The sequence below is a fragment of the Bradyrhizobium sp. AUGA SZCCT0169 genome, from assembly GCF_018130085.1.
In the GTDB taxonomy this organism is placed as follows: domain Bacteria; phylum Pseudomonadota; class Alphaproteobacteria; order Rhizobiales; family Xanthobacteraceae; genus Bradyrhizobium.
In genome coordinates this window covers 1-21,388 of the sequence record NZ_JAFCMC010000037.1, presented here as the reverse complement: position 1 = coordinate 21,388, position 21,388 = coordinate 1, and the positions used below count along the sequence as shown (strand labels likewise).

The following is a 21,388-nucleotide window of genomic DNA, read 5'->3' as shown; positions in this document are numbered from 1 at the left end:
ATAGGTTAGCCTGAATTCAGGCCTCCGATATGCATTCCGCGCATGGGTTCCAGGGAGTTGGCGGCCGAAATATCGTCAGATAATCAGATGGTTACCTGAGTTCCGACCTCGACGACGCGCCCGGTCGGGATCTGGAAATAGTCGGTGGCATCGTTGGCCGACCGGCTCATGGCGATGAACAGGTGGTCCTGCCATTGCGGCATTCCCGACTGCGCCGACGGCTTCAGCGAGCGCCGTGAGACGAAGAACGACGTCGCCATGATGTCGAACTGCCAGCCGAGCTTGCGGGCGATTACCAGTGCCTTGGGCACGTTCGGTGATTCCATGAAGCCGAAGCGCAGCCGTACGGTGGCAAATTTTTCGCTGATGGTCTCCATCTTGACGCGTTCGGCCGGATCGACGCGCGGCGTCTGTGCGGTCTCGATCGTCACGATCACATTGTGCTCGTGAAGCACCTTGTTGTGCTTGAGATTATGCAGCAGCGCCGTGGGCACGAAATTCGGATCGCTGGTCAAAAACACCGCGGTACCCTTGACGATGTGCGGCGGACGCTTTTCGAGGCTCTTGATCAGGTCGATCAGCGGCACCTCGATGCGCCTCGTCTTGGCGATCAGGATCGCCGCGCCGCGGCGCCAGGTCCAGATCATCACCGCCATCGCGACCCCGAACAGCAGCGGCACCCAGGCGCCTTCAAGCAGCTTCAACAGGTTGGCGGTGAAGAACGCCATATCGACCACGACGAGCGGCAGGATCAACGCGGCCGCGGTCGCCGCGCGCCAGTTCCACAATTTCCAGATCACGACAAAGCCCATGATGCCGTCGACGACCATGGTGGTGGAGACGGCGATGCCGTAGGCCGACGCCAATCCGCTCGAGGTGCGGAACAGCAGCACCAGCAGGATCACCCCTAACAGCAGCATCCGGTTGACCCGCGGCAGGTAGATCTGCCCGGCATGGCTCTCGGAGGTGTAACGAACCTCGAACCGCGGCAGCAGTCCGAGCTGCACCGCCTGCCGCACCAGCGAGTAGGCGCCCGTGATCACCGCCTGGCTCGCGATCACCGTGGCCGCCGTCGCCAGAACAACCAACGGCAGCAGCAGCATTTCGGGTGCCAGCCGGTAGAACGGGCTTACGATCGCCGCCGGGTTGGCCAGCACCAGGGCGCCCTGCCCGAAGTAGTTGATCAGCAGCGCCGGCATCACGAGATAGAACCATCCGGCTTGAATCGGCTTGCGTCCAAAATGCCCGAGGTCCGCGTACAGCGCCTCGCCGCCGGTCACCGCCAGAAACACCAGGCCGAGCGTCACCAGTCCGATCATGCCGTGCGAGAGCACGAACTGGATCGCGTAATAGGGATTGATCGCCTGCAAAACGGTAGGATCGTCGCTGATGTGGATAAGGCCCAAAGTCGTCAGCGTCGCGAACCAGACCACCATGACCGGCCCAAAGGCCGACGCGACGCGCGCGGTGCCGCTGCTCTGCACCGAGAACAACAGCACCAGAATGAAGATCGTCAGCGGCACCACATAATGGTCGAGCGCCGGCGCGACGAGCTTGAGACCTTCGACCGCCGACAACACCGAAATCGCCGGCGTGATCATGGAATCACCGATGAACATCGAGGCGCCGACGACGCCCAGCGCCATCAACACCCAGCTGCGCCGGCCCATCGCCCGTTGACCCAGCGCCATCAGGGAGAGCGTGCCGCCCTCGCCATGATTGTCGGCGCGCAGCAGCAGCAGCACGTATTTGACCGTCACGACGATGAACAGCGACCACAGGATCAGGGAGAGTACGCCGAGCACGATCTCGCGCGACACCGGCCCGCCAGCCGCCGCATGGGTTACGGCTTCGCGGAATGCGTACAGCGGCGACGTGCCGATGTCGCCAAACACCACGCCGATGCTGCCCAGTGTCAGGGCCCAAAAGCCTGAGGTGACCTGCCCCTCATGGGCCTCGGTGGATGCGGCGCTGACAGTCATGACGCGGGAAACACGCTCTCATTTGCTCAGTTATTTGATCCGGGCGGCTATCGACGCTTCTGCGTCGCCTGTCAATCATTGGCAAGCATAGCACCGCTGGGGATGCGGCACCCAAGCAAAGCAAATTTCATCGCACAATTCGAGAGGTAAGATAGTAGTTGCGACGAATTATGGCTTCAGACCAGGTGGAAGCGGTGGATTTTCGCGCATTAATGTGATGGTCACGCGACGGTTTGCCGGCAACGTCGGATCATCGGGAAACAGCGGTTGGCTGTCGGCCTTGCCGGATACGGCAAAGACGTGCGATGGCGGCAGGCCCTCGCGCTCCAGAATCTGACGCACCGTGTTGGCGCGGTCGGCCGAAAGATCGAACGCGCCATAGTCGCTTCGCGCCGGCAGGAAACCCGCCGCCGTGTGGCCGACGATCGACAGGCGCAGTGGCGTCGCCTTCAGCGGAACCGCGAGTTTCTGGATCAGCCGGCGGGTGCGGTCATGGGGCACCTTGGAGCCATCGGCAAACATCGACCGCCCTTCCTGATCGACGATCTCGAGATTGAGGCCCTGGCTGGTCTCCTCGAACATGATGTGCTTGGACATCTCGGTCAGTTCCGGCAGGTCCTGCAACGCCTGCCGCAACGACGCCGAAGCCAGCGCGAACTCACGATCGACCGCGATGCGGGCGCCGCTTTCGCGGGAGCGCTCCTTGTCGTCCGGGGTCGGCGTGGCAGAGGATTCCTCCGGCGAAATGTGAGCGGTGTTCTTCAGCTTCGGCCGCGTCGGCAGACCGTCTGATTCGACGATGCCGGAATAGCGGACTTCGGTCTGCACGCCGAACGCTTCCCGCATCGAGCCGGCGACGATCTTCAGCTTGTCCTTGTCCTGGCTGGAAAACGCGACCAGCATCACGAAGAAGGCCAGCAGCAATGCCATCAGATCGGCGAACGTCACGAACCAGCCGTGACCGCCATGTGCCTCTTCGCGTTTTTTCTTGGCCATGCTCTATATCCGCGCCTGGATGCTGCCGAAGGGTCAGGCCGGCGCCAGTTCGCCTTCCTCGTGGCGATGTTTCTCGGGCAGATAGGCCAGCAGCATCTCACGTACCAGCGCCGGGCTCTTGGAATCCCGGATCATCAGGATGCCGTCGATGATCAGCGTGCGATTGGTCTCCTCGTCGAGCAGCTTGCCATGCAGCTTGTCGGCGATCGGCAGACAGATCAGGTTTGCGACCAGCGCGCCGTAGAGCGTCGCCAGCAAGGCGACGGCCATGAAGGGACCGAGCTTCGAAGGATCCTGCATGTTGGAGAACATCTGCACCATGCCGAGCAGCGTGCCGATCATGCCGAACGCCGGCGCGCAATCGCCGATGGCGCGATAGATCTTCGAACCTTCGTTGAGGTGCATCAGGAAATTGTCGCGATCGCGCTCGAGGTTGTCGCGGATGAATTCGAGATCGTAACCGTCGGCGACGTAGCGGATTCCCTTGGCGAGGAACGGCTCGTTGGTATCAACCTTTTCCAAACCGACCGGACCCTGCTTGCGGGCGATTTCGGCGATGCGGGCGAGTTCATCGACCAGGTCGCGCGCCGACAGACGGCTCATCGTGAAGGCGAATTTGGCGCCGAGCGGCATGCCATGCAGAATCGCGCTGAGCGGAAACCGGATCAGTGTAGCCGCGATGGAACCGCCGAAGATGATGATGACGGCATGGATGTCGTAGAACATCCGGAAATCGCCACCCATCAAAATCAGCGTCGACAGCACGATGGCGCCGACGACCAGGCCAATGAGCGTGGTGATATCCATTCTGAACTCCGACGCGTACGCGAACGACCTGCCCGTCCTGGACGGTGGCGCGCCCATACGGGCCGCGCCAATTGAACCCTACGTCGGCGCTGTTAAAGACGCGTAAAGGTTAAGCCGCGGCTGTGCCGTACAATTGCGAGGGCCGGCGTCCCGGGCTCAGCAATCAGTCCAATATCGGCGCCATTTGCCGGATCAAGGGCCCTGGCGCGATCGCAACCTTTTGCTAACCATAATGCGCCGGCCACCGCGGAGCGCAGGGGCAGTCAGTTCAATCGATCAGCTCGCTCGGTCAGTTCACTGGGCCTGTACGCCGATGCCGGCGGATTTGATGATCGGCCACCATTTGTCGATCTCGGCCTTCTGGAATGCGGCCAGTCCTTCCGGCGTCTGCTGCGTGCGCGGGGCGACGTCGAGCCCCAGCTCGGTAAAGCGTTTCTGGATCGCCGGATCGGCCAGCGCCTCGACGGTTGCCGCGTTGAGCTTGGCAATGATTTCCTTTGGCGTTCCCTTCGGCGCCCAGAAGCCGAACCAACCCGACATGTAAAGTCCGGGCACGCCGGTCTCATCCGCCGTCGGGATATCAGGCATCGAGGCGGAGCGCGCCACCGACAGATTGGCCAGCGCCTTGATCGCGCCGGCGCGGATTTGCGGCAGCGCCACAGCACCCTGCACAACCAGAAGATCCACCGTACCCGCGACGAGATCGGTCATCGCCGGTCCTGCGCCACGATAAGGAATGAACTGCACCTTCTGCTTGGTCAGGTTTTCGAACATCACGCCGGTAACATTGGCGGCCGCGTTCTGGTTGACGAAATTGATCTTGCCGGGATTGGCCTTCATCCAGGTCACGAGTTCGCCAAGCGTGTTCGCCGGCAGATCCTTCTTGGCGACCATCAGCTGCGGATTGTTTGATATCAGCGCGATCGGCTCGAAATCCTTTTCCGGATCATAGTCGAGCTTGTAGATGATGCTGCCGACATGGGTGTCCCATTGCCCGATGTCGAAGGTGTAACCGTCCGGCGCGGCGCGGGCGACACGGCCGACGCCGATGCTGCCGCCGGCGCCGCCGACATTTTCGATCACGATCGACTGGCCGAGGTTGCTGCGCATCCGCTCGGCCATGATCCGGGCGGCGGCGTCGGTGGAGCCGCCCGGCGGAAAGGGAACGACGAGCGTGATGGGACGCGACGGATAGGTTTGCGCATTCGCATCCGCGACGCCGGCAATGACAAGCAATGACAGCGCCGCCCAAAAGGCTCTCATGACGTCTCCCCTCGTGTGTTAATTACCCCAACTTTTCGCCGGTGGTTGTTTTCGTCAGTGGATTTCAGCGGAACGTTTCAGCGCCTCTTTCAGTTTCTCGAGAGTGAAGTCCGGGCTGCGCGCAATATCGAGGATTGGCGTCTCGCGACGGCCGCAGAGTTCGGCGGCGTCCGGAATCTTGGCGGCGATATCGATCGGAATCACGATCGCCCCATGCTGGTCGGCATGGATCAAATCATCGGAATGCACCGTCATGCCGGCGACGCGCACTTCGCCGCCAAAACTTTCGGCATGCACCCAGGCATGCGACGGACCGATCGATCCGGCCAGCGCCTGGAAGCCCGGCGCCCATTGCGGGATGTCCCTGATAGAACCATCGGTGATGACGCCGAGGCAGCCGAGCGCCTTGTGCACGTTGCTCTGCACTTCGCCCCAGAACGCGCCGTAGCCGACGTCGGCGCCGTCGATATCCTGGATCACGGTGATGCGCGGACCAAAGCCGGTGCCGACATATTCATAATAGGCGATGCGGCGCCTTGCCTGCTCGTCGGCCGGAAGGCCTGATTTGAGCACCGAGCGGATCGACACGGTACGGGCATAGCCGACCATCGGCGGCAGGTTGGGAAACGGGCAGACCAGCGGCTTGGTGGTGTAGCCGATCAGCCGGCGCTCAGGCGCCACGATCTCCATCGCATTGCAGATCGTCGGCGTGTCGTAGCGGGCCAACGCTTCAAGCACGGAAGCCGGTAGCGGGGCGGAAGCGGACTGGGTCACTGCGTTTCTCTCCTGATTTTTGGGCCGGAATTCTGGACGGCCTGACATCGCCAAGCCCTATAGCCGAGATTGGGATCGAACCCAACTCGGCCAGCGCTCATGGCAGCTATCTTGGCAGCTATATCGGAAGTCGCGTGGCGGCTCAGTTCAGCCGCGCCGGTCGGTCGTCATGCTCGGCGTCGGCCGGAGCCGCCGGGAATACGGGTGCTGGACCAGCGGGTGCGGCGGCATCGGTGGTCGCAGCCGCCAGCGCGGCAGCAGCGTTTCGCTCGTGATCGCGATAGGTTTTCCAGCCCCACGGCAGGCTCAACAGATACAGCACGGTCCCGACCGAGAGAATGTACCAGGGGTAGCTCACGAGCAGCGCGATGAAGAACACCACCGAGACGAAAACCGGCAGCACCATTTCCGGCGGCACGCGCATGCGCACGGTCTTACCGGAAAGCACCGGCAGCCGCGACACCATCAGGAATCCGATCAGCAGCGTATAGAACGCGGTCAGTATCGCCGGCGGCTGCGGGACGCCCAAAAAGACCAGATAGATCGGCAGCATCACGGTCAGCGCACCGAGCGGCGCCGGGACGCCGGTGAAATAATTTGCCGCGAACGCGGGCTTGTTCGGATCGTCGATGCTGGCGTTGAACCGCGCCAGCCGCAGGCCGCCTGAGATCGCATACACCATGGCCGCGATCCAGCCGCCATTGCCGAGATCATGCAACTGCCAGAAATACAGCATCAGGCCGGGCGTGACACCGAAATTGACGAAGTCCGCGAGGCTGTCGAGTTCGGCGCCGAATTTCGACTGGCCCTTGATCATACGCGCGACGCGGCCGTCGACCCCGTCCAGCACCGCCGCGAACACGATCGCGGCGACTGCGAGCTCCATGCGGCCTTCGATCGACAGCCGGATCGCGGTCAGCCCGGCGCAGATCGCCAGCAACGTGATGAAGTTCGGCACCAGCATCCGGATCGGAATCGGACGAAACCGGCGGCGGCGCATTTCCGGAGATTTGGGATCGGGTGTCATCATGGCTCGCCAATATATAGCAAGCGCCAGCCTGCGCCGCCATTGTGGCGGCCGGCAGGCGCCTTGGCCATTCGGATGGTTAATCGGCGCGGAAGGTCCGCCCCTGCTCGCTGGCGCCGCCGAGATCGGCCAGCACGGTCTCGCCGGCCACCGCGGTTTGGCCCTCGGAAACCAGCGCTTTGCCGCCTTCGGGCAAATAGACGTCGAGCCGCGAGCCGAACCGGATCAGGCCGAACCGCTCGCCGGCGCCGATCGTCTGCCCCTCGCGCACGAACGAGACAATACGTCGCGCCACCAGGCCTGCGATCTGGACCACGCCGATGCGGCCATGGCTGGCGGTCGAGATCACCAGCGAGTTGCGCTCATTGTCTTCGCTGGCCTTGTCGAGCTCGGCATTGATGAAGGTGCCGGGCCGATAGGCGATGCGGTCGATCCGGCCCGCCACCGGGCTGCGATTCACGTGGCAGTTGAACACGCTCATGAAGATCGAGATGCGCAGCAGCGGCCGGTCGCCGAGACCAAGCTCGGCCGGCGGCAACACCTGGGAGATCATCGAGACCCGTCCATCGGCCGGCGACACCACGACGCCTTCGCGCACCGGCGTGACGCGCACGGGGTCGCGGAAGAACAGCGCACACCATACCGTCAGGATCGTGCCGATCCAGCCGAGCGGCGTCCAGATCCAGAACAGGACCAGGCTTGCAAGCGCAAAGCCGCCGATGAAGGGATAGCCCTCGGGATGAACAGGCGGGATTTGCGCGCGGATGGAATTGGCAATCGACATCAAGGCTCACTATTGGCTGGCCCGGTCCCGTTGCTTCGGGATCGAGCGGTATTTCAATTATTCCGCAGCGGTGACCAGAGGATCCTGGACCGGCGGCGGGATGCGGTTGGGCGCCTCGTTGTCGTCGTCGATCTGCGCGAGCTTCTCCCGCGCCTCCTCGGCTTCGCGCTGCCTGTTCCACATACTGGCATAAAGTCCGCCGGAAGCCAAAAGCCGGGCGTGCGTACCGCGCTCGGCAATGCGGCCCTGATCCAGCACGATAATTTCGTCCGCGCCGACGATGGTCGAGAGCCGATGCGCGATCACCAGCGAAGTGCGGCCGCGCGAGACCCGTTCGAGCGATTCCTGGATTTCATGCTCGGTGTGACTATCGAGCGCCGAGGTCGCCTCATCGAGCACCAGAATCGGCGGCGCCTTCAGCACGGTGCGCGCGATCGCGACGCGCTGCTTCTCGCCGCCGGACAATTTCAGTCCGCGTTCGCCGACCTGGGTCTCATATCCCAGCGGTGACATCCGGATGAAGCTGTCGATCTGCGCCAGTTGCGCGGCCTCCTCCACCTCCGCATCGCTGGCGTCCCAGCGGCCGTAGCGGATGTTGTAGCGGATGGTGTCGTTGAACAGCACGGTATCCTGCGGCACCATGCCGATCGAGGCGCGCAGCGACGCCTGGGTGACGTTCCTGATGTCCTGGCCGTCGATCAGGATCTTGCCGCCGGAAACGTCGTAAAGGCGGAAAAGCAGCCGCGAGATCGTCGACTTGCCCGCCCCCGAGGGCCCGACGATCGCAACCGTCTTGCCGGCCGGTACCTCGAAGCTGAGGCCTTTCAGGATCGGGCGCTCGGGGTCATAGGCAAATTGCACGTCTTCGAAACGCACATTGCCCGAACCGACCACCAGCGGCACGGCGCCCGGGATGTCCTTGATCTCGGGGTTGCGCGACAGCACGCTGAACATCTTCTCGATGTCGATCACCGCCTGCTTGATCTCGCGATAGACCATGCCCATGAAATTGAGCGGCTGGTACAGCTGGATCATCATGGCGTTGACCATGACGAAGTCACCGACGGTGTTGGTGCCGTTGCGCACGCCGATCGCGCACATCAGCATGGTCGCGGTGAGACCGAGCGTGAAGATGACCGCCTGCCCGGTGTTGAGCACCGCCAGCGACGTGTAAGTCTTCACGCTGTTGTGTTCGTAGCGCTCCATCGAGCGGTCGTAGCGCGCGGCCTCGCGCTGTTCGGCGCTGAAATATTTTACGGTCTCGTAGTTGAGCAGCGAGTCGATCGCCTTGGTGTTCGCCTCGGTGTCGGAATCGTTCATCTTGCGGCGGATCTCGATCCGCCATTCGGTCGCGATGTAGGTGTAGTACATATAGATCACGACCGTGACCGCGGTGACCAGCACGTAGCGCCAGTCGAACTGCCACAGCAGCACCGCCATCAACAGCGACACCTCGACGATGGTCGGGATCAGTTGCAGGATCACCATCCGCACGATCACTTCGATGCCGGTGCGGCCACGCTCCAGCACGCGGGTCAGTCCCCCGGTCTTGCGCTCGAGGTGGAAGCGCAGCGACAGCTCGTGCATGTGCACGAAGGTGATGTAGGCGAGCTTGCGCACCGCATGCATCGCAACGCGCGCGAAGATGCCGTCGCGCCACTGCGTCAGCACCGCCATCAGCACCCGCACCGCGCCATAGCTTGCGGTCATCAGTAACGGCGACGCGATCAGCCACAGCGTCCAGTTCGACGGTTCCACCGGCGCACTGCCGTGGCCGTTGAGCGCGTCGATCGCCCATTTGAAGGTGAAGGGCACCGTCAGCGTCGCGAGCTTCGCGACCAGCAGCAGCACCATTGACCAGACCACGCGCATTTTCAGGTCGGCGCGGTCGCCGGGCCAGATATAGGGCCACAGATGCGCCAGCGTCCCGATCAGGGTAGCCTTTTCGAGGGGGTCGCTGGTGGCCAGTGGCGCTTCGTCGGCGCGCGAATCAGTGTCGGCCATGGATCAAGCGCCCAGAAGTCTGATGGCGCGCCCGTTCGCCGCTGCATGTTTTCCATTGATCGTCATTCTGCTCGTCATATAGAGCGTTTAAACGCCGCGTACAGCCTTGAAAGGCAAAACTTTCTCCGGTTTGCCCGTATTTCGGGTTCAAAACCACTGTGGCAGTATATTCTCGGACTTGAGCTTTTTACGCTGCAGTGCCACATGAATTGCATGAACCAAATCAAAACCGTCTGCGTCTATTGCGGCTCCGGCTCCGGCTCCAACCACCGTTTCCTCGAAGCGGCGACCGCTCTGGGCAAGGTGTTCGCCGAGAACAGTATCCGCCTGGTCTATGGCGGAGGTTCAGTGGGCCTGATGGGCGCGGTTGCCAAATCCGTGCTGGACCACGGTGGCGCCGTCACCGGGATCATTCCGGATTTTCTTGCGAACCGCGAGCGCATGAATCCGAACCTTACCGAACTGGTCGTCACGCCAGACATGCACGAGCGCAAACGGCTGATGTTCGAACGCTCGGATGCGTTTGTCGCCCTTCCCGGCGGCGTCGGCACACTGGAAGAGCTGGTCGAGCAGATGACCTGGCAACAGCTCGGCCGGCACACCAAACCGGTGCTGCTCGCCAACATCGACAATTTCTGGGAGCCGCTGATCGCGCTATTGACGCATATGCGCGCCAATCAGTTCATCCGCCCTGCCCTGGATGTCGAGGTGCTGAAGGCCGAACGCGTCGAGGACATCCTGCCGCGCCTGCGCGCCGCCGCAGCCCTTGCGCCCGCGGGCACCCAGGAGATGGCGCCGGACGTCGCGCGACGGCTTTAGGAGTTTGCGCTGTCATTCACTCGGAAACGTCGCCGCCTCGATGCGGTTGCCGTCGGGGTCGATGACGAACGCGGCGTAATATTTGACGCGGTCATGCGGGCGGATACCCGGTGCACCGTCGGAGCGGCCGCCGGCGCTCAGCGCCGCGGCGTGGAAGGCGTCGACGGCATCTGTAGTCCGTGCGCGAAGGCAGATATGGACGCCGCTCTCCGGCGCGACCGGCGGCATGCCGGCGCGCAGGTTGATCCAGAATTCGGGATAGGCTTTGCCGAAACCGATTGTTGCGGGGCGTGTCACCAGCCGCGTCAGGCCGAGCGCGGCCAGCGTCGGTTCATAGAAGCGCGCCGCGCGTTCGAGGTCGCTGACACCGACGGAGACGTGATCGAGCATGAATGAGCCCCAAGTGTTTCCACGTCATTGCGAGCGAAGCGAAGCAATCCATCGTGCGGCATAACGGATAGATGGATTGCTTCGTCGCTACGCTCCTCGCAATGACGATCGATGGAGTTGACGCCTAAGCCTCACACCGGCGCGCCTGATTTCACCAACTTGTAGACCACCGAATCCATCAGCGCCTGGAACGAAGCGTCGATGATATTGGGCGACACGCCGACCGTGATCCAGCTATCGCCGTTCTCATCCTCGCTCTCGATCAGCACCCGCGTCACCGCCTCCGTGCCGCCATTGAGGATACGAACGCGGTAGTCGATCAGCCTCAGGCCTTCGATGTATTTCTGGTATTTGCCGAGGTCCTTCCGCAGCGCGACGTCGAGCGCGTTGACCGGGCCGTTGCCTTCCGCGGCCGAAATCAGCCGCTCGCCGGCGACATCGACCTTGACCACCGCAAGCGCCACTGTGACGCGCTGGCCGTTGGAATTGTAGCGCTGCTCGACATTGACGTCGAACTGCTCGACCCGGAAATATTCCGGCACCCGCCCGAGCGTACGCCGCGCCAACAGATCGAACGACGCATTGGCGGATTCGTAGGCGTATCCGGCCGCCTCGCGCTCCTTCAACTCCTCGACCAGCCGCGCCAGTTTCGGATCGCTCTTTTCGTAGGGAATGCCGGCGCGATCGAGTTCGGCCATCACATTGGAGCGGCCGGCCTGATCGGACACCAGCACCTTGCGATGGTTGCCGACCAGTTCGGGCAGCACGTGCTCATAGGTGTGCGGGTCCTTCATGACAGCGGAGGCGTGGATGCCGGTCTTGGTCACGAAGGCGCTTTCGCCGACATAGGCGGCGTGGCGGTTCGGCGCGCGGTTCAGCATGTCGTCGAGCGTCCGCGATACCTTCATCAAGGTCGCCATTTTTTCGTCGGTGACGCCGATCTCGAAGGCGTTCGAAAATTCGTTCTTCAGCCGCAAGGTCGGGATCAGCGAACAGAGATTGGCGTTGCCGCAGCGCTCGCCGAGCCCGTTCAGCGTGCCCTGGATCTGCCGCGCTCCGGCGCGCACCGCCGCGAACGAGTTGGCGACCGCCTGCTCGGTGTCGTTATGGGCGTGGATGCCGACATTTCCGCCGGGAATGTGCTTGATCACATCGCCGACGATGGTCTCGACTTCATGCGGCATGGTGCCACCATTGGTGTCGCACAGCACGACCCAGCGCGCGCCGGACTCATAAGCCGCCTTGGCGCAGGCCAGCGCGAATTCGGAATTCTCCTTGTAGCCGTCGAAGAAGTGCTCGCAATCCACCATCACCTCGCGGCCGGCGGCCTTGGCGGCACTGACGCTGTCGCGGATCGAGGCGAGGTTTTCCTCATTGGTGGTCTCGAGCGCGACGCGCACCTGATAGGCGGATGCTTTCGCGACAAAGCAGATCGCATCCGCCTTGGCCTCGATCAGCGCTGCCAGCCCGGGATCGTTGGAAGCCGAGCGGCCGGGACGGCGCGTCATGCCGAATGCGGTAAAGCGCGCATGGTCGAGCTTCGGCTTGGTCGCAAAAAATTCGGTATCGGTCGGATTGGCGCCGGGATAGCCGCCTTCGACATAGTCGATGCCGAGTTCGTCGAGCATGCCGGCGATGATCTGCTTGTCATGCAGCGTGAAGTCGACGCCGTTGGTTTGCGCGCCGTCGCGCAGCGTGGTGTCGAACAGATAGAGGCGTTCGCGGCTCATTGTGGCGCTCCCGGCGCGGCCTCGGCCAGCGTCTTCTGCATCGTGGTATTGGCGAGCCATTCACCGTTGATGGTGACGGTGTTGCGCTGCATGGCGACGTAACCGCGCTTGAGGAAGAATTCCTGCGCGTTGTCGCTGACGTCAACCGTGAGAATCTTGGCGCCGCGCCCACCGGCGAGCTTTTCCAGCGCATCGCACAGCATCGCGCCGACGCCCTGCCCCACCGCACTCGGGTGCACATAGAGCATCTCGATATGCGAGGCGCCCTTCAGCGAAGCAAATCCGACCGGCGAATTCTGCAGCGTCGCGATCAGGGTCAATTCACCGGCCAGCTTCTTGCCGAATTGTTCCTCATCATCGGCCGCCGATGCCCAGGCTTCCTGCTGCGCCTCGCCGTAGTCATCCCCGGTCAATTCCTGGATCGCGGCAACGAAGATCGCCGCCACAACGGGGGTATCCGCCGCAAGAAACGGCCGTAGTGCGGGTTTGGGCAACGACTGTCCCATTGCGTCAAAACACTCCGAACAATCTCAGCACGAGCACGACCGCCGCAACGATGACAGCCCATTTGATGAAGATGTAGTAGCGCCAGTGTTTTGGGAAAGGCGTATCGGGTCTGGTCATCACGCAATCTCCCAGGTTGTCACGGGTTTGCCATCGGCGTCCTTGCCGTCCTTGATGACGACACCCATGGCGGCGAGTTCGTCACGGATCCGATCGGACTCCTTGAAGTCCTTTCGCGCCCGCGCGGCGGCGCGGTCGGCGAGCAGCCGATCGACCTGCCCTGCATCGATGCCGCTCGCCTGCTGTTTGCGTCCCTTCCAGTCGGCCGCGCTCACGGACAGGAAACCGAGCAGCCGAAGGGACGCGGCAAACTCGCCGCGTTCGCGCTCCCCCCCGGACGCTGCTGCGTTGCGCAGGCCGTGCAAGACGGCCATGGCCTGCGCCGTGTTGAGGTCATCATAGAGCGCTTCGGTCAGGGCCGGCGACGGCTCACCGGCGTCGGCGTCGGCTGCGATGGCGTACCAATCGTCCAGCGTCCTGGCGCTTTCTTCCGCCCCCTTGGTGGTCCAGTCGAGCGGCGAGCGGTAATGCGTCTTGAGCATGCTCAAGCGCAGCACCTCGCCCGGCCAATCGGCCAGCATCTCGCGGATCGTGAAGAAGTTGCCTGTTGATTTCGACATCTTCTCGCTCTCGAGCTGCAGGAAGCCGTTGTGCATCCAGACATTTGCCATGCGGTCGGAATGAAAGGCGCAGCAGGTCTGCGCCAGTTCGTTCTCATGATGCGGAAACACCAGGTCGATGCCGCCGCCATGGATGTCGAACTTCTCGCCAAGATGTTTCCAGGCCATCGCCGAGCATTCGATGTGCCAGCCCGGGCGGCCTTCCACGGTGATACCGGCCGGCGACGGCCACGACGGCTCGCCCGGTTTGGACGGCTTCCACAGCACGAAGTCGGTGTTATCGCGCTTGTAGGGCGCGACGTCGACGCGTGCGCCGGCGATCATCTCGTCGAGCGAGCGCCTCGACAACGCGCCATAGCGCGGCATCACCGAATTTGCGGCATTCATAGCCTGCGGCGAGAACAGCACGTGGTCTTCGGCGGCATAGGCAAACCCGCCGGCAACCAGTCTCTCGATGATCGCCCGCATCTCCGGGATATGTTCGGTCGCGCGCGGCTGCACGGTCGGCGCCAAGCAGCCGAGTGCGGTGACGTCGTCCTGATACTGCTGATAGGTGGTTTCCGTGACCTTGCGGATCGCGTCGTTCAGCGGCACGCCGGGATAGTCGCGCGCGGCGCGCACGTTGATCTTGTCGTCGACGTCGGTGATGTTGCGTACATAGGTCACATGATCGGCGCCATAACGATGGCGCAACACGCGAAACAGCACGTCGAACACGATCGCGGCGCGACCGTTGCCGATATGGGCGAAGTCATAGACCGTCGGTCCGCAGGCATACATGCGGACATTATCGGAATCGAGCGGCGTGAACGGCCGCTTCTCCTTGGTCAACGTATCGTAGAGGCGTAGTTGCATGGGAATCCCGTACCTTGCGGCCGGGCGTCCAGTGATCTCATTTTGAGAAAAGACGGCCTCAGCCAGCGAATCGCTAGCTAATAATCTCGCGGCAAATGCTGCAGATGGCGAGGAAACCGTTCATGGTTCCACCATGTCCCAGCCCGGGGGATGCCGTCAAGGGCCGCCTGCGGCCGTTTTTGAACCAAATTCGTCGCGGGACGCCCGGCGACGGGCTCATGGTTAATCATTATTAAGACTTTGGGCTTATCTGAGAGGGGCGATCCCTTTTCCTTATTGGGTGCCCCCATGCGAATTTCAGCAGCATTTTTTACCAGCGCATTCCTGCTCACCGCCTCGGCCGCTTATGGCGACAGCCGCGTTTTCATCATTGCCAATCAGGCCGACGGCTACGGCATCGACCAGTGCCTCGCCAAGGGCGACAAATGCGGCGCCCATGCCGCCCGCTCCTACTGCCAATCACGCGAATTTGCTTCCGCAACCGCCTACCGCCGCGTCGATCCCGATGAAATCACCGGATCGGTACCGAGGGACGGAAACGACAAATGTAGCGGCAGCCGCTGCGACGAATACGTCGCCATTACCTGCCAGCGCTGAACCGGATCGACGCGGCGGGCCGTTGCTGCATTGCCACACCGGCGCCGCGGAAACGACGTGACGCTGCCCCGAGAAGCAGCTATCAGATGCGGCCTCGGCCGCACCGTGCCGCCTTGGCCGCGCCTTTTCGGCTATAAAGCCGCGCGGATTCGTTATCGATGGCTGGATATGCCCCTGACGCTGACTGCTCCCTTCTCCCGGTGGATTTTGACCTGCGCCGTGCTGCTTGCTGGCATCGCCGGGACGAGTTCGGCTGCGATCGCACAAGCCGATCCCGCGCCATCGAATATGGACGCGCTCGCACAAATGCCCCCCGGAGCAGCTCCGCCTCCCCAGCAACAGGGCGCGCAAGCCAACCCGATCTGCATCCGCCTTGAAGGACAATTGGCGGCCGTCGACCGCGGTGCCAGCGGCGGCGATCCTGCCAAGGAAGAGCAAATCCGCCGCTATCAGGAAGCGGCGACCAAACAGCAGGCCGAGCTTGACCGCGTCACGATGCAAGCGAAGCGGATGGGCTGCGAAAGTTCCGGCTTCTTCTCGCTGTTCAACGGCCAGTCCGCACAATGCGGACCGGTTAATAACCAGATCCAGCAGATGCGCGCCAATCTCGAGCAGATGACGACCAGCCTCGAGCGGTTGCGCTCAGGTGGCATCGGCGGCGCCGACCGCGAAAACCAGCGCCGTTCGGTGCTGACGGCGCTCGCGCAGAACAATTGCGGCCCGCAATACGCCGCTGCCGCGCGCAACGGGGGCAGCTTCATCGACAACCTGTTCGGCAACAACACCATCCCTCCGCCGAGCGCCGATCTCGGTGCGCCATCCGGCACGTTCCGGACGGTGTGCGTGCGCACCTGCGACGGCGCCTATTTCCCGGTCTCGTTCGCCACCTACCAGGCGCGCTTCCAGGACGATGAGAGGACCTGCAAGGCGCTGTGCCCGGCAACGGAAGCATCGCTGTTCACCTATCGTAATCCCGGCGAAGACATCAACCAGGCGGTCTCGGTCAGCGGCCAGCCTTACTCGTCGCTGCCCAATGCGTTCAAATTCCGCACCGAGTTCAACCCGTCGTGCGCCTGCAAGGCCGCGGGCCAGACCTGGTCGGATGCGCTGAAATCGATCGACGAGAAAGCCGCCGCCGAACAGCAGGGCGACATCATCGTCACAGAAGAGAGCGCGAAGCGGATGCAGCAGCGCGCGATGCCTCAGCAGAAGACGGCCCCCGTCGCCAAGAAGGGAACGGCACCCGCAGGCACGACGGCCGCCGCGCCGGCTCCCGCCGCACCGGAAACAACGGCTCCTGCGCCGAATTCAACCGGCGCGACGGACGAGAAGAAGCCGATCCGCACCGTCGGGCCGACCTTCATCCCGCCGAAACAATAGATTCTTGTTTTGACGCGTTTTCTTCACGCGAACCGGTGTCCACTTCGCTCGAAAACGCTCTACCCGTCGAACACATCAGCCGAGGCGCGCCCCGCGCGGGCGACCAGTTTTTCGTCGGGTGCCGGCAACGCCTTGCCGTTGTCGCGAAAACGGTTGGTGATGGGATAGCGGCGGTCGCGGCCGAAATTCTTCTCGGTGACCTTGACCCCCGGCGCCGCCTGGCGGCGCTTGTATTCGGCGATGTTGAGCAGGCGGTCGATCCGCGTCACCACATCGGCCGGGTAGCCCGCAGCGATGATCGAGGCCAGCGGCTCCTCGCGCTCGACCAGCCGTTCCAGGATGCCGTCGAGTATCTCGTAGGGCGGCAGCGAATCCTGGTCGGTCTGGTTCTCGCGCAATTCGGCGGTCGGCGGGCGGACGATGATGTTGACCGGAATGACCTCGCCCGACGGTCCGAGCGCGCCTTCCGGCTTCCATTCATTGCGCAGGCTCGACAGGCGGAACACTTCGGTCTTGTAGATGTCCTTGATCGGGTTGAAGCCGCCGTTCATGTCGCCATAGAGCGTGGCGTAGCCGACCGACATTTCCGACTTGTTGCCGGTCGTGACCACCATCGCGCCGGTCTTGTTCGATATCGCCATCAGCAGCGTGCCGCGGGTGCGCGCCTGCAGGTTTTCCTCGGTGATGTCGCGCGGTAGCCCGGCGAAGGTGCCGGACAGAATCTTCTCGAACCCGTTCACGGCGTCCGCGATCGGCAACACCTCGTAGCGGAAGCCCAGCGCGGTGGCGAGTTTTGCCGCATCGTCGAGCGACACCTGCGCTGTGAACCTGAACGGCAGCATCACGCCGCGGACGCGCTCCGCACCGAGCGCATCAACCGCGATCGCCGCACACAAGGCCGAGTCGATGCCGCCGGAAACGCCGAGCAGCACGCCGGGAAAGCCATTCTTGCGGACGTAGTCGCGCAGGCCGAGAACGCACGCCGCGTAATCGCCCTTGTCGCCCTCGATTAGGGGCACTACCGGTCCATTACAGCGCCAGCCGTCGGCGCCCTTGGTCCAAACCAGCGTCGTGATGTTTTCCTCGAACGCCGGCATTTGCGTCGCGACCGAAAGGTCGGCATTGAGCGCGAACGATGCGCCGTCGAACACCAGTTCATCCTGCCCGCCGATCTGGTTCAGATACACCAGCGGCAACCCGCTCTCGGTGACACGGGCGACCGCGATCGACAGCCGCAGATCGTTCTTGTCGCGGGCATATGGCGAGCCGTTCGGCACCACCAGAATTTCCGCGCCGGTCTCGGCCAGGCACTCGACGACGTTTTCATATTCCTCGGACTCTTCGAGCCAGATGTCCTCGCAGATGGGGACGCCGACCCGGACTCCCTTCACCGTCACCGGCCCCGCGGCGGGACCGCGAGCGAACAGGCGCTTTTCGTCGAACACGCCGTAGTTCGGCAGATTGGCCTTGAAACGCAGCGCGGCGATGCGGCCGTCGTCAAGCAGCGCGCAGGCGTTATAGAGCTTGCCGTCCTCGACCCAGGGCGTGCCGATCAGGACCGCCGGACCACCACCCGCGGTCTCGCGTGCCAGTTCCTCGATCGCGGAGCGGCAGGCCGCCTGGAACGCCGGTTTCAGCACCAGGTCTTCCGGCGGATAGCCGGTGATGAACAATTCCGGCAGCACCAGCAGATCAGCGCCGTCGGCTTTCGCCTGCTCACGCGCGGCGCGCGCTTTCGCGGCGTTGCCGGGGACATCGCCAACGGTCGGGTTCAACTGCGCCAGCGTAATTGTGAACTTCGGTTCGCTCATATGCCAATGGTGCCCTGCACACGCCGAAACTTCAATCGCCGCCTTTAGAACGCGCCTATGCGTTCGGCGATGGCAAACAGCCAGAACGCGCCGGACATCAACAGCGCCACGCCGACCGCGGCCGATCCCATGTCCTTGACCCGCCCGATCTGCGGATCATGGTCGGTGGTGAGCCGGTCGGCGAGCTTTTCGATCGCGGTGTTGAGAATCTCGACGACGAGGACGAACGCCACCGCCGCGACCAGTTCGACCCGGCGCATCACGCTGGCGCCGACCAGCCAGGCCAGCGGCACCGACAGCGCCAGCGCAAACAGTTCCTCGCGGACGGCCTGCTCCGAGCGGATCGCAAAAGCGAGGCCGTTACGCGTGTTAATCGTGGCGCGCCAGAGTCGCAGCAAGTCAGAAACCCGCTGCAGCCGGTATCGGTTTGACCTTGCCGGCGCGTTCCTGCTTGAGCAGTTCGGCGATCAAGAAGGCCATGTCGATCGATTGTTCGGCGTTCAGACGGGGATCGCAGACCGTGTGATAGCGGTCGTTGAGATCCTCGTCGGTGATGGCGCGGGCACCGCCAATGCACTCGGTGACGTCCTGCCCGGTCATTTCCAGGTGAATGCCGCCCGCGTGGGTGCCTTCCGCCTGATGGATGGCGAAGAACGATTTCACTTCCGACAATATCCGGTCGAACGGGCGGGTCTTGTAGCCCGAATTCGAGCTGATGGTATTGCCGTGCATCGGATCGCACGACCAGACCACGACGCGCCCTTCCCGCTGCACGCTGCGGATCAACGGCGCCAGATGATCGCCGACCTTGTCCGAGCCGAAGCGGTTGATCAGCGTCAGCCGTCCGGGCTCGTTGTCCGGATTGAGGATGTCGATCAGCTTCAGCAGTTCATCGGGCTTGAGCGACGGGCCGCATTTCAGGCCGATCGGGTTCTTGATGCCGCGGAAATATTCGACATGGCCGTGGTCGAGCTGGCGGGTGCGGTCGCCGATCCAGATGAAGTGGCCGGAGGTCGCGTACCAGTCGCCGGTGGTGGAATCGACGCGGGTAAAGGCCTGCTCGTAGCCCAGCAGCAGCGCCTCGTGGCTGGTGTAGAAATCGGTGGCGCGAAGCTCGGGATGGCTCTCGAGATCGAGGCCGCAGGCGCGCATGAAATTCAGCGCGTCCGAGATACGGTCGGCCAGTTCCTTGTAGCGGCGTGACTGTGGCGAATCCTTCAGGAAGCCCAGCATCCACTGATGCACGCTGCCGAGATTGGCAAAGCCGCCGGTCGCGAACGCACGGAGCAGGTTGAGCGTCGCCGCCGACTGCCGATAGGCCATCAGCTGGCGCTGCGGATCGGGGATGCGCGCCTCGGGCGTGAACGCGATGTCGTTGATGATGTCGCCGCGATAGCTCGGCAGCTCGACGCCATTAATCTTCTCGGTGTTCGACGAGCGCGGTTTTGCGAACTGTCCGGCGATGCGGCCGACCTTCACGACCGGCAGCGCGCCGGCATAGGTGAGAACGACGGCCATCTGCAGCAGCACGCGGAAAAAGTCGCGGATGTTGTTGGCGCCGTGCTCGGCAAAGCTCTCGGCGCAATCGCCGCCCTGCAGCAGGAAGGCTTCGCCGGCGGCGACGCGCGCCAGCGACTTCTTCAGATTGCGGGCTTCACCGGCGAACACCAGCGGCGGAAAGGTAGCCAACTGCGCCTCGACATCAGCCAACACCTTGGCATCGGGATAATCGGGCACCTGCAGCACCGGTTTGGCGCGCCAGCTATCGGGTGTCCACCGCTCGGACATGACGTTAACTCCTGAGCAAAAACCGCGACTTACCCGCGGTTACGAAGGGCCGGGTTATACACAGGGCGATGGCCAACCGCCATTAGATTTCCACCTGTCCAGTCAAGCCCTTGCAGCAAAAGCCGAATTCGCATTTGTTAGGGCCAAATCGCGAAAAGCGAGGAAGGAAATCGCGGGTGGCCGAGCTGGGGCTGGACGACGTATTCATCGACGATATCACGCTTCCCGCGGCGGATGGCTATCCGCTGGGGGCGACGCTGTTTTTGCCGCGCGGGACCAAGCGCCACGCCGTGCTGATCAATTCGGCGACCGCGGTCCACCGCAAGGTCTATCGCGGCTTTGCCGGCTACCTCGCCAAGCGCGGCTGCGCGGTGCTGACCTATGACTACCGCGGCACCGGCGGTAGCAGGCAGAAATCGATGACCGGCTACAACCAGCCGAAATCGCTGGTCGGCTTCAAGGCCTCGATGTCGGACTGGGCCGCGCAGGATGTGACCTCCGCGGTGGCCTGGATGCGTGAGCGCTACAAGGCGCTGCCGTTTGCCTATGTCGGGCATTCCTTTGGCGGCCAGGCGCTGGGCCTGCTGCCCAACAACACCGAGATCTCGCGCGCGCTGTTCATCGCAGCACAAGCCGGCACCTGGAAACTGATCGCGGTGCCCGAGCGCTATCGCGTCTATGCGATGCTCAATGCCGCGGTCCCCCTCACCCGCGCGTTCGGCTACACGCCGGGCTGGCTCGGGCTCGGCATGGACATGCCGAAGGATGTGTTCCTGCAATGGGTCTCCTGGGTGATGAGCCCGCGCTACATGTTCGACGACAAGAATCTGGCGGCCTTGCAAAATTTTCCGAACTACAAAGGCGCGTTGCGCGCGCTGTGCATGTCTGACGATCGCTGGGCGACGCGGCCGGCGGTGGAGTTGCTGTGCTCGGGATTTACGGCCGCCAAACCCGAGATCATCACGGTGACGCCAAAGGACACCGGCGCCAGCCGGATCGGCCATTTTGGTTTCTTCCGCCCCGAGCATCGCGACACGCTGTGGCGCGGGGCGGCGGAATGGATCGAGGCGGCGGAGTAGCGCGTTGCTGTCGTCCCGGCCACTCGTCGTCCCGGCCTTGAGCCGGGACCCATATGTGGACGGCCCCCGTGCCACAAGAGTTTTTTGACGGTCTGATCGGATCGCTTGCATCCATATG

Annotated in this window: 19 protein-coding genes; 4 read left to right on the top strand and 15 right to left on the bottom strand. The window is 63.2% G+C overall.

Going from position 1 to position 21,388, the window contains the following annotated elements; all coding sequences use genetic code 11:
- Positions 1–83: 83 nt before the first annotated feature.
- The 8 genes from JQ609_RS28855 to JQ609_RS28820 form a co-directional block, all read right to left on the bottom strand.
- Entirely contained in the window at positions 84–1,982 is a 1,899-nt protein-coding gene (locus tag JQ609_RS28855) for a potassium transporter Kup (protein WP_212276204.1), read from the bottom strand.
- Between the two features lie 168 nt (positions 1,983–2,150).
- Complete coding sequence (locus tag JQ609_RS28850) at positions 2,151–2,978, bottom strand: flagellar motor protein MotB (RefSeq protein WP_211996616.1); 828 nt, start codon at positions 2,976–2,978, stop codon at positions 2,151–2,153.
- Positions 2,979–3,011: 33 nt separating this feature from the next.
- Positions 3,012–3,785 (bottom strand): motility protein A, encoded by a 774-nt coding sequence (locus tag JQ609_RS28845; protein WP_212207365.1) that lies wholly within the window; start codon positions 3,783–3,785, stop codon positions 3,012–3,014.
- Between the two features lie 294 nt (positions 3,786–4,079).
- Positions 4,080–5,048 (bottom strand): tripartite tricarboxylate transporter substrate-binding protein, encoded by a 969-nt coding sequence (locus JQ609_RS28840; protein WP_212276203.1) that lies wholly within the window; start codon positions 5,046–5,048, stop codon positions 4,080–4,082.
- A gap of 54 nt (positions 5,049–5,102) precedes the next feature.
- Positions 5,103–5,870: an RraA family protein gene (locus JQ609_RS28835; RefSeq protein WP_249119173.1), complete on the bottom strand. Its 768-nt coding sequence runs from the start codon at positions 5,868–5,870 to the stop codon at positions 5,103–5,105.
- Positions 5,871–5,964: 94 nt separating this feature from the next.
- The gene (locus tag JQ609_RS28830; protein ID WP_212207424.1) at positions 5,965–6,849 is read right to left on the bottom strand and encodes a phosphatidylcholine/phosphatidylserine synthase; all 885 of its coding nucleotides are present in this window, start codon (positions 6,847–6,849) and stop codon (positions 5,965–5,967) included.
- 79 nt (positions 6,850–6,928) lie between these two features.
- Positions 6,929–7,633, bottom strand: coding sequence for a phosphatidylserine decarboxylase (locus tag JQ609_RS28825; protein ID WP_212207363.1), 705 nt, complete (start codon positions 7,631–7,633; stop codon positions 6,929–6,931).
- Between the two features lie 57 nt (positions 7,634–7,690).
- Positions 7,691–9,637, bottom strand: coding sequence for an ABC transporter ATP-binding protein/permease (locus JQ609_RS28820; RefSeq protein WP_212207362.1), 1,947 nt, complete (start codon positions 9,635–9,637; stop codon positions 7,691–7,693).
- A gap of 213 nt (positions 9,638–9,850) precedes the next feature.
- Here JQ609_RS28820 and JQ609_RS28815 point away from each other — a divergent pair, with 213 nt between their 5' ends.
- Complete coding sequence (locus JQ609_RS28815) at positions 9,851–10,456, top strand: TIGR00730 family Rossman fold protein (RefSeq protein WP_212207361.1); 606 nt, start codon at positions 9,851–9,853, stop codon at positions 10,454–10,456.
- 12 nt (positions 10,457–10,468) lie between these two features.
- Here JQ609_RS28815 and JQ609_RS28810 read toward each other — a convergent pair whose 3' ends face one another.
- The 4 genes from JQ609_RS28810 to cysS all read right to left on the bottom strand — a co-directional run bounded on the left by JQ609_RS28810 (position 10,469) and on the right by cysS (position 14,615).
- On the bottom strand, positions 10,469–10,846 hold the full coding sequence (locus JQ609_RS28810) for a VOC family protein (protein WP_212276202.1): 378 nt from the start codon (positions 10,844–10,846) through the stop codon (positions 10,469–10,471).
- 131 nt (positions 10,847–10,977) lie between these two features.
- Complete coding sequence (gene cimA / locus JQ609_RS28805; protein ID WP_212207359.1) at positions 10,978–12,576, bottom strand: citramalate synthase; 1,599 nt, start codon at positions 12,574–12,576, stop codon at positions 10,978–10,980.
- Positions 12,573–13,082 carry a GNAT family N-acetyltransferase gene (locus JQ609_RS28800; protein WP_212207358.1) on the bottom strand — a complete coding sequence of 170 codons (510 nt, stop codon included), beginning with the start codon at positions 13,080–13,082 and terminating at the stop codon, positions 12,573–12,575. Before JQ609_RS28800 ends, cimA begins: the two co-directional genes overlap by 4 nt.
- A gap of 117 nt (positions 13,083–13,199) precedes the next feature.
- Positions 13,200–14,615, bottom strand: coding sequence for a cysteine--tRNA ligase (gene cysS, locus JQ609_RS28795; protein WP_212276201.1), 1,416 nt, complete (start codon positions 14,613–14,615; stop codon positions 13,200–13,202).
- 288 nt (positions 14,616–14,903) lie between these two features.
- Here cysS and JQ609_RS28790 point away from each other — a divergent pair, with 288 nt between their 5' ends.
- Together JQ609_RS28790 and JQ609_RS28785 are read left to right on the top strand one after the other, a co-directional pair.
- The gene (locus JQ609_RS28790; protein WP_212276200.1) at positions 14,904–15,212 is read left to right on the top strand and encodes a hypothetical protein; all 309 of its coding nucleotides are present in this window, start codon (positions 14,904–14,906) and stop codon (positions 15,210–15,212) included.
- A 168-nt stretch (positions 15,213–15,380) separates the two neighbouring features.
- Positions 15,381–16,592, top strand: coding sequence for a DUF2865 domain-containing protein (locus tag JQ609_RS28785; protein WP_212276199.1), 1,212 nt, complete (start codon positions 15,381–15,383; stop codon positions 16,590–16,592).
- Between the two features lie 59 nt (positions 16,593–16,651).
- Here JQ609_RS28785 and JQ609_RS28780 read toward each other — a convergent pair whose 3' ends face one another.
- From JQ609_RS28780 to JQ609_RS28770, 3 genes are read right to left on the bottom strand one after another with little or no spacing between them, the layout of a single operon-like run.
- Positions 16,652–18,403: an NAD+ synthase gene (locus JQ609_RS28780; RefSeq protein ID WP_212207354.1), complete on the bottom strand. Its 1,752-nt coding sequence runs from the start codon at positions 18,401–18,403 to the stop codon at positions 16,652–16,654.
- Positions 18,404–18,447: 44 nt separating this feature from the next.
- Entirely contained in the window at positions 18,448–18,801 is a 354-nt protein-coding gene (locus tag JQ609_RS28775) for a diacylglycerol kinase (protein ID WP_212207353.1), read from the bottom strand.
- Between the two features lies 1 nt (position 18,802).
- Positions 18,803–20,191 carry a class II 3-deoxy-7-phosphoheptulonate synthase gene (locus JQ609_RS28770; protein WP_212207352.1) on the bottom strand — a complete coding sequence of 463 codons (1,389 nt, stop codon included), beginning with the start codon at positions 20,189–20,191 and terminating at the stop codon, positions 18,803–18,805.
- A gap of 176 nt (positions 20,192–20,367) precedes the next feature.
- On the opposite strand from JQ609_RS28770, the gene JQ609_RS28765 reads away from it, so the two are divergent.
- Positions 20,368–21,270 carry an alpha/beta fold hydrolase gene (locus tag JQ609_RS28765; protein WP_212276198.1) on the top strand — a complete coding sequence of 301 codons (903 nt, stop codon included), beginning with the start codon at positions 20,368–20,370 and terminating at the stop codon, positions 21,268–21,270.
- The last annotated feature ends 118 nt before the right edge of the window (positions 21,271–21,388 follow it).

What these genes read in the sequence shown, in the direction of transcription:
- JQ609_RS28855 (WP_212276204.1), bottom strand. Translation starts at nt 1,982, where the DNA reads ATGACTGTCAGCGCCGCATCCACCGAGGCCCATGAGGGGCAGGTCACC.
- JQ609_RS28850 (WP_211996616.1), bottom strand. Translation starts at nt 2,978, where the DNA reads ATGGCCAAGAAAAAACGCGAAGAGGCACATGGCGGTCACGGCTGGTTC.
- JQ609_RS28845 (WP_212207365.1), bottom strand. Translation starts at nt 3,785, where the DNA reads ATGGATATCACCACGCTCATTGGCCTGGTCGTCGGCGCCATCGTGCTG.
- JQ609_RS28840 (WP_212276203.1), bottom strand. Translation starts at nt 5,048, where the DNA reads ATGAGAGCCTTTTGGGCGGCGCTGTCATTGCTTGTCATTGCCGGCGTC.
- JQ609_RS28835 (WP_249119173.1), bottom strand. Translation starts at nt 5,870, where the DNA reads ATGTCAGGCCGTCCAGAATTCCGGCCCAAAAATCAGGAGAGAAACGCA.
- JQ609_RS28830 (WP_212207424.1), bottom strand. Translation starts at nt 6,849, where the DNA reads ATGACACCCGATCCCAAATCTCCGGAAATGCGCCGCCGCCGGTTTCGT.
- JQ609_RS28825 (WP_212207363.1), bottom strand. Translation starts at nt 7,633, where the DNA reads ATGTCGATTGCCAATTCCATCCGCGCGCAAATCCCGCCTGTTCATCCC.
- JQ609_RS28820 (WP_212207362.1), bottom strand. Translation starts at nt 9,637, where the DNA reads ATGGCCGACACTGATTCGCGCGCCGACGAAGCGCCACTGGCCACCAGC.
- JQ609_RS28815 (WP_212207361.1), top strand. Translation starts at nt 9,851, where the DNA reads ATGAACCAAATCAAAACCGTCTGCGTCTATTGCGGCTCCGGCTCCGGC.
- JQ609_RS28810 (WP_212276202.1), bottom strand. Translation starts at nt 10,846, where the DNA reads ATGCTCGATCACGTCTCCGTCGGTGTCAGCGACCTCGAACGCGCGGCG.
- cimA (WP_212207359.1), bottom strand. Translation starts at nt 12,576, where the DNA reads ATGAGCCGCGAACGCCTCTATCTGTTCGACACCACGCTGCGCGACGGC.
- JQ609_RS28800 (WP_212207358.1), bottom strand. Translation starts at nt 13,082, where the DNA reads ATGGGACAGTCGTTGCCCAAACCCGCACTACGGCCGTTTCTTGCGGCG.
- cysS (WP_212276201.1), bottom strand. Translation starts at nt 14,615, where the DNA reads ATGCAACTACGCCTCTACGATACGTTGACCAAGGAGAAGCGGCCGTTC.
- JQ609_RS28790 (WP_212276200.1), top strand. Translation starts at nt 14,904, where the DNA reads ATGCGAATTTCAGCAGCATTTTTTACCAGCGCATTCCTGCTCACCGCC.
- JQ609_RS28785 (WP_212276199.1), top strand. Translation starts at nt 15,381, where the DNA reads ATGCCCCTGACGCTGACTGCTCCCTTCTCCCGGTGGATTTTGACCTGC.
- JQ609_RS28780 (WP_212207354.1), bottom strand. Translation starts at nt 18,403, where the DNA reads ATGAGCGAACCGAAGTTCACAATTACGCTGGCGCAGTTGAACCCGACC.
- JQ609_RS28770 (WP_212207352.1), bottom strand. Translation starts at nt 20,191, where the DNA reads ATGTCCGAGCGGTGGACACCCGATAGCTGGCGCGCCAAACCGGTGCTG.